The organism is Mesorhizobium sp. M7A.T.Ca.US.000.02.2.1, from assembly GCF_003996995.1.
Taxonomy (GTDB): domain Bacteria; phylum Pseudomonadota; class Alphaproteobacteria; order Rhizobiales; family Rhizobiaceae; genus Mesorhizobium.
This window is the reverse complement of the sequence record NZ_RZTT01000402.1, coordinates 1-5311: the sequence shown is the minus strand read 5'-3', so window position 1 is coordinate 5311 and position 5311 is coordinate 1. Positions and strand designations below refer to the sequence as shown.

Genomic DNA, 5311 nt, shown 5'->3' with positions numbered 1-5311 from the left:
CCAGGAGGTTGAACAGTTTCTTGGCGAAGAAGAAACAGACCAGGAAGGCAACGAAGAAGCCGCCCAGCGACCAGATCAGCCGCCGGCGCAACTCGATCAGATGCTCCATCAGCGGCGCCGACGATTTCTCGATCTCGTCCTTTTCGGTGTCCGAAACGCTCACTTGGCGGCTCCAGCCGTCTTCTTGGCCACCGGCTTCTTCACCGCTGCAAGCTTCGGTTCGGCTTTCGCCCCCATCTTGGTCGCTACAGTCTTGGTCGCCACGGCTTTGGCCGCGACAGCCTTGGCCTCAGCGGGCGTCTTGGCCCTGGGCGCTTCAGGCTGTGCCGCCGTCATGGCCTTCGCCTGCGTCTTGGACGCAGACGCTGCCTTCGCGGCAACCTTTGCACCATTTGCCGAAGCTTTTGCAGCCGGCGTCGCTTTTGCCGGCGCAGGCTTGGTTGGTTTCTTCGCCGCCGACGCCTTCGGCGCCGCAACGCGTTCCGCCGGCGCCGACGAGGTCACCACCGATTCGTCGGTCATTGCCGGAAAAACCGGCGCTGCTGGCGCTGCTTCCGGCCCGTTGACGCCAGGCATGGTCGTTGCACCGTTCTTCAACGGCTCGGCCGCTTGCGGGGTCGAAGCGACAGAGCTTGCCGGATCGGCTGCCGGCTTCGGCTTCATCGCCGCATCGACGCCGGAGCGAACGTCGGCCGCGGCCTGTTCGAACGGATTGAGCTGCTTCCTGATCTCAGCCATCGGGCTCATGCCCCTGAGCTCGTCGACGGACTTCTTGACGTCGTCGAGCTCGGCTTCCTTCAGCGCCTCGTTGAACTGTTTCTGGAAATCGGACGCCATGGCGCGCAGCTTCGCCGTCGTGCGGCCGAAGGTGCGCAGCATATTGGGCAAATCCTTGGGTCCGACGACCACGATCATGACGATCGCGATGACCAGCATTTCGGTCCAGCCGACTTCAAACATGGCACTCTGTTCCGACTAGAACCTTGGGCTCAGCTCTTGCTGGCTTTTTCCTTCGCGGCCGCAACGGTCTCGTCGGCACGATGTTCGACGGTGCGCTTGTCTTCGGCAACCTCGTCGTCGGCCATGCCCTTCTTGAAGCTCTTGATACCCTTGGCCATATCGCCCATCAGCTCGGGAATCTTGCCGCGGCCGAACACCAAAAGCACGATCACCAGCACGATCAGCCAATGCCAAATCGAAAATGAACCCATAGCAAATCTCTCTCGAATGTTTTCCCTGGCGATGATCTATGCGTTTTCGCGTTGGGATTCAAACACAACTGCGACAGAGTTTATGAAAGGGTGACGGATGTCACGCATTTTCGACGGGAACGCCCGCTACGAATCCGCGCATCCTCATCAAGTTGGCCGCCAATGCCAGTCAATCTTCCGTGACGCGCGGCGTCAGCAGGCCGAGTTCCTCGAGATCGATGTCGGTCAGCGCATCCTCGTCGTCGGTCAATGCGTCGGGATCGGCCGGCGGCTGCGGAATGGAGAAATTCGACGGCATGCGGCCCGAAAGCAGTCCAGCCCCCTTCAGTTCCTCCATGCCAGGAAGATCGCGAATCTCTTCCAGCGCGAAATGGTCGAGGAAGGTCTCCGTCGTACCGTAGGTCACAGGGCGTCCGGGCGTCTTTCGCCGGCCGCGCATGCGCACCCATTCCGTTTCCAGCAGCGTGTCGAGCGTACCTTTCGAGGTTTCGACGCCGCGGATGTCCTCGATCTCGGCACGCGTCACCGGCTGGTGATAGGCAATGATCGCCAGCACTTCGAGAGCCGCGCGGGAGAGCTTCCTTTGCTGGACGGTATCGCGGCTCATCAGGAAAGCCAGGTCGCCGGCGGTGCGGAACGCCCAGGCGTCGCCGACACGCACCAGATTGACGCCACGCCGCGCATAGATCTGCTGCAGCTCGGCCATGGCCAGGGCAATGTTGATGCCGTCAGGGAGGCGTGCCGCGAGCTGCTTTTCGCTGACGGGTTCGGCGCTGGCGAACACGATCGCCTCGGCCATGCGCACGGCCTCGGCCAGATACAGCCGCTCGGCCGGGTTCTGTAGCTGCTCGGCCGGATCCCGGGAAAGCGACTCCTCTTCGGGTGCATCGCCGACCTTGAACGGGATAACCGAAGCGTTGGCGCTTTCGCTCATGATGCCACCTCGACTGCCTTGATTGCCTGCGTGCGCCCGCGCAGGTAGATCGGCGCGAACGTCTGATCCTGCCGCACGTCCATCGTGCCGTCGCGCACCAGTTCCAATGTTGCCGCAAAAGAACTGGCGATTGCCGTGCGCCGCTCCTCGGGGCTGGTCATGTATGCGATCAGAAAACTTTCCAGCGCCGTCCAGTCGCTTGCAGCCCCGACCAGGCGGGTCAGGATGTCGCGCGCATCCTTGAGCGACCAGACACCGCGCCTGGCGATCGTCACATTGTTGATCGCCTGCTTCTGGCGTTGCTGGGCATAGGCGGTCAAGAGATCGTAGAGCGAGGCCGAATAGGCGTTACGCTTTTCGACGATGACCATTTCCGGCATGCCGCGCGCGAACACATCGCGGCCGAGCCGGTTGCGGTTGACCAGACGCGCCGAGGCGTCGCGCATGGCTTCCAGCCGCTTCAGGCGGAACTGCAGCACCGCCGCCAGTTCCTCACCGCTTTCGCCCTCGTCGCCGGGTTGCTTGGGGATCAGGAGCTTGGACTTGAGGAAGGCCAGCCACGCCGCCATCACCAGATAGTCGGCGGCAAGCTCCAGCCTGAGCGCCCTCGCCGTCTCGACAAAGGTCAGATATTGCTCGACCAGCGCCAGGATCGAAATGCGAGCCAGATCGACCTTCTGGGTGCGGGCAAGATGCAGCAGAAGATCGAGCGGACCTTCGAAGCCGGCCACGTCGACAACCAGCGACGGGTCGCCGGTAACGCGTGAATCGTCATTCTCGGCCCACAGACGGTCCATCGGTGCGGCCTTCGAGGCCTTGCTTTCCAATGTCTCCGCCACTCCGTCACTTTCCCTTTGCTATGCCACCGCATCGAAGTAGGTGGCGAATTCGGCACGTATTTCGGTTTCTTCGACCGTGTCACGGTTCTTTATATAGGTCAGCGCCCGCTTGGCGCGCTCCAACGACGTGCCCTCAAGCCCCGTGGTGCGCGATGCGATGCCGGCCATCTCCTCGAAAACGCCGTTGCAGTGAAGGACCAGATCGCAGCCCGCCGCAAGGATCGATGCCGCCTTTGTCGGGAAATCCCCAGAAAGTGCCTTCATCGAGGTGTCGTCGCTCATCAGCAGCCCGTCGAAGCCGATTTCGCGCCGGATGATCTCGTCGATGACCTTGCCGGAGGTGGTCGCCGGATTGTTGGGGTCGATCGCGCTGTAGACGACATGGGCTGTCATCGCCATCGGCAGATGGCTAAGCTCCTTGAACGGGGTGAAATCATGCCGCTGCAGATCGCTGAGCGAGGCATTGACCACCGGCAGTTCGAAATGCGTGTCGGCAAAGGCACGTCCATGGCCCGGGATATGCTTCATGACCGGCAGCACGCCGCCCGACATCAGCCCTTCCGCGGCTGCGCGGCCGAGCTCGATCACCGGTCGCGGATCCTTGCCATAGGCCCGCGCGCCGATGACATCGCTGGCGCCTTCGATCGGCACGTCGAGCACCGGCAGGCAATCGGCTGTGATGCCGTAGCGCAGCAGGTCGAAGGCATGCAGCCGCGCCATCAGCCAGGCCGCTCGGGCGCCGGCATCATGATCGTCGTGCCACAGCGCGCCGAGCGCGCCGCCGGCGGGATAGTTCGGTGCCAGCGGCGGTCGCAAGCGCTGCACACGGCCGCCTTCCTGATCGATGAACACCAGCGCGTCCGGACGCCCTATGCAGTCCCGCATCTCGGCGACCAGATCGCGGATCTGTTCGGTCTCGCCAATGTTGCGCGCAAACAGGATGAAGGCCCACGGGCATTCATTGCGATAGAAATTGATTTCTTCGCGGGTAAGCGATTTCCCGGCACAGCCGAGGATCATGGATTTTGATTCGGTCATGTCGGCAGTTTAGGGCTTTGTGCGATCAAAGGGAATCGCCAGGGACTCATCCGGGATAACGCCGGATCTGCTTTCCCCATGAAAAAAGCCGGCGCGGTGGACCGCGCCGGCTTTTGATGGTTGGCCCCGGCTTTAGCGCGAGACGAAGCAGTTGCCGCCGGCGGCCTTGTAGCTGGTGCACAAATTGATCGCGTCATTGCGTGACTGGGCCGGAACGCGCACGCGGTAGAACGTGCCTTTGCCGGCGATCTCGGCCTTGACGATGTTGGCGGTACGCCCGGCAAGCACACTGCCATAGCGGCGCTGCAGATCCTGATAGCTGGACTGGGCGCTTTCAACGGTCGGCTGCGAGGCGATCTGCATCGACCACGAGCCACCGCCGGCCGCGGTCGATGCCGGGTCTATGGACGCAACCTGATCGGGCTTGACCTCGCCGACAACATCGACCGGCTGGTCGGACGGACGCTGCGGCGCGAGCGGAACCTTTGCCGGCGTGTTCGCCGATTGGGCCTCGGCTTTCGGCTTGGCGACCGGCTTGAGGGCCGGCTCGTCGTCCGCCTGGGCGGCGGCAGGCGCCACGGTGCCGGTCTGGTCCGCGTCGGCTTGCGCCGCCGGAGCAACATGCTGCGGCGCCGGATCGACCGGCTCGGTAGCGGCCACTAGCGGCGCGGCGGGCGCTGCCGGATCTTCACGCGGCACCAGCGAACCGTCCGACTTGACCACCATGGTCCTCACCTTGCGCGGCGCAACGGCGACGACATCGGCATTGGTGCCCTTGTCGGCATCCTGCAGCACCTGCGCAATGCGGTCCTCGGACTTGGGCGCGGGCGCCGTATTGTCGGCAGAAGCGTTGTCGGCCGAAGCGGCGCCGGCCATCGGCGCGGCGTTGCCGGCATCGGTTCCAGCGGCGGCTGCATTCTGGTCCGGCGAAAGGTCGATGGCGCGGGCCGGATCTTTCGCCTGGACGTCCACCGGCTCTTCGACATTGGTGACCAGCTTTTCCTGGACCGGCTCGGCTGGCTTGGCGCCCCTGACCGCGTCATAGACCTTGTTGTCCTGATTGGGCACCACGGCGCCGCCCGGATTCTCCGGCTTGACCTTGATCGGCGCGTTGTCGGCCTTGACGATGACAGGCGCTTCGCTGCCGCCCTTGCCGCCAAAGGACAGCGCAAAGGCACCGAGACCGCCCGCGACCGCGACCGCGCCGACAATCGCGGCGATGAACAGTCCGCGTCCGCGCGTTGGCCTCCCGGCCTCACGCTCGCCAAGACCCGGAACAGCCACTGTCT

The 5311-nt window shown here is 63.7% G+C and carries 7 protein-coding genes; all 7 read right to left on the bottom strand.

Going from position 1 to position 5311, the window contains the following annotated elements; translation table 11 throughout:
* A partial coding sequence (locus EOD15_RS27715) for a twin-arginine translocase subunit TatC (protein ID WP_185929095.1) occupies nt 1–163 on the bottom strand: 163 nt, incomplete at its 3' end.
* The gene (gene tatB / locus EOD15_RS27710) at nt 160–960 is read right to left on the bottom strand and encodes a Sec-independent protein translocase protein TatB (protein WP_127320713.1); all 801 of its coding nucleotides are present in this window, start codon (nt 958–960) and stop codon (nt 160–162) included. The genes EOD15_RS27715 and tatB, both read right to left, overlap by 4 nt.
* Nucleotides 961–989: 29 nt before the next feature.
* Entirely contained in the window at nt 990–1211 is a 222-nt protein-coding gene (locus tag EOD15_RS27705; protein WP_023812188.1) for a twin-arginine translocase TatA/TatE family subunit, read from the bottom strand.
* Nucleotides 1212–1380: 169 nt separating this feature from the next.
* Nucleotides 1381–2145: an SMC-Scp complex subunit ScpB gene (gene scpB, locus EOD15_RS27700; RefSeq protein WP_127320712.1), complete on the bottom strand. Its 765-nt coding sequence runs from the start codon at nt 2143–2145 to the stop codon at nt 1381–1383.
* Nucleotides 2142–2942 (bottom strand): ScpA family protein, encoded by an 801-nt coding sequence (locus tag EOD15_RS27695; RefSeq protein ID WP_050596706.1) that lies wholly within the window; start codon nt 2940–2942, stop codon nt 2142–2144. The genes scpB and EOD15_RS27695 overlap by 4 nt, the downstream gene beginning before the upstream one ends.
* A gap of 60 nt (nt 2943–3002) precedes the next feature.
* A complete protein-coding gene (gene nagZ / locus EOD15_RS27690; RefSeq protein WP_127409026.1) occupies nt 3003–4022 on the bottom strand; it encodes a beta-N-acetylhexosaminidase in 1020 nt (339 codons plus the stop codon).
* A gap of 132 nt (nt 4023–4154) precedes the next feature.
* On the bottom strand, nt 4155–5311 hold a 1157-nt coding region (locus EOD15_RS27685; RefSeq protein WP_185929094.1), incomplete at its 5' end, for an SPOR domain-containing protein.

Bases quoted from the DNA above. Each gene is read 5' to 3' on its own strand.
- tatB (WP_127320713.1), bottom strand. From the start codon at position 960: ATGTTTGAAGTCGGCTGGACCGAAATGCTGGTCATCGCGATCGTCATG.
- EOD15_RS27705 (WP_023812188.1), bottom strand. From the start codon at position 1,211: ATGGGTTCATTTTCGATTTGGCATTGGCTGATCGTGCTGGTGATCGTG.
- scpB (WP_127320712.1), bottom strand. From the start codon at position 2,145: ATGAGCGAAAGCGCCAACGCTTCGGTTATCCCGTTCAAGGTCGGCGAT.
- EOD15_RS27695 (WP_050596706.1), bottom strand. From the start codon at position 2,942: ATGGACCGTCTGTGGGCCGAGAATGACGATTCACGCGTTACCGGCGAC.
- nagZ (WP_127409026.1), bottom strand. From the start codon at position 4,022: ATGACCGAATCAAAATCCATGATCCTCGGCTGTGCCGGGAAATCGCTT.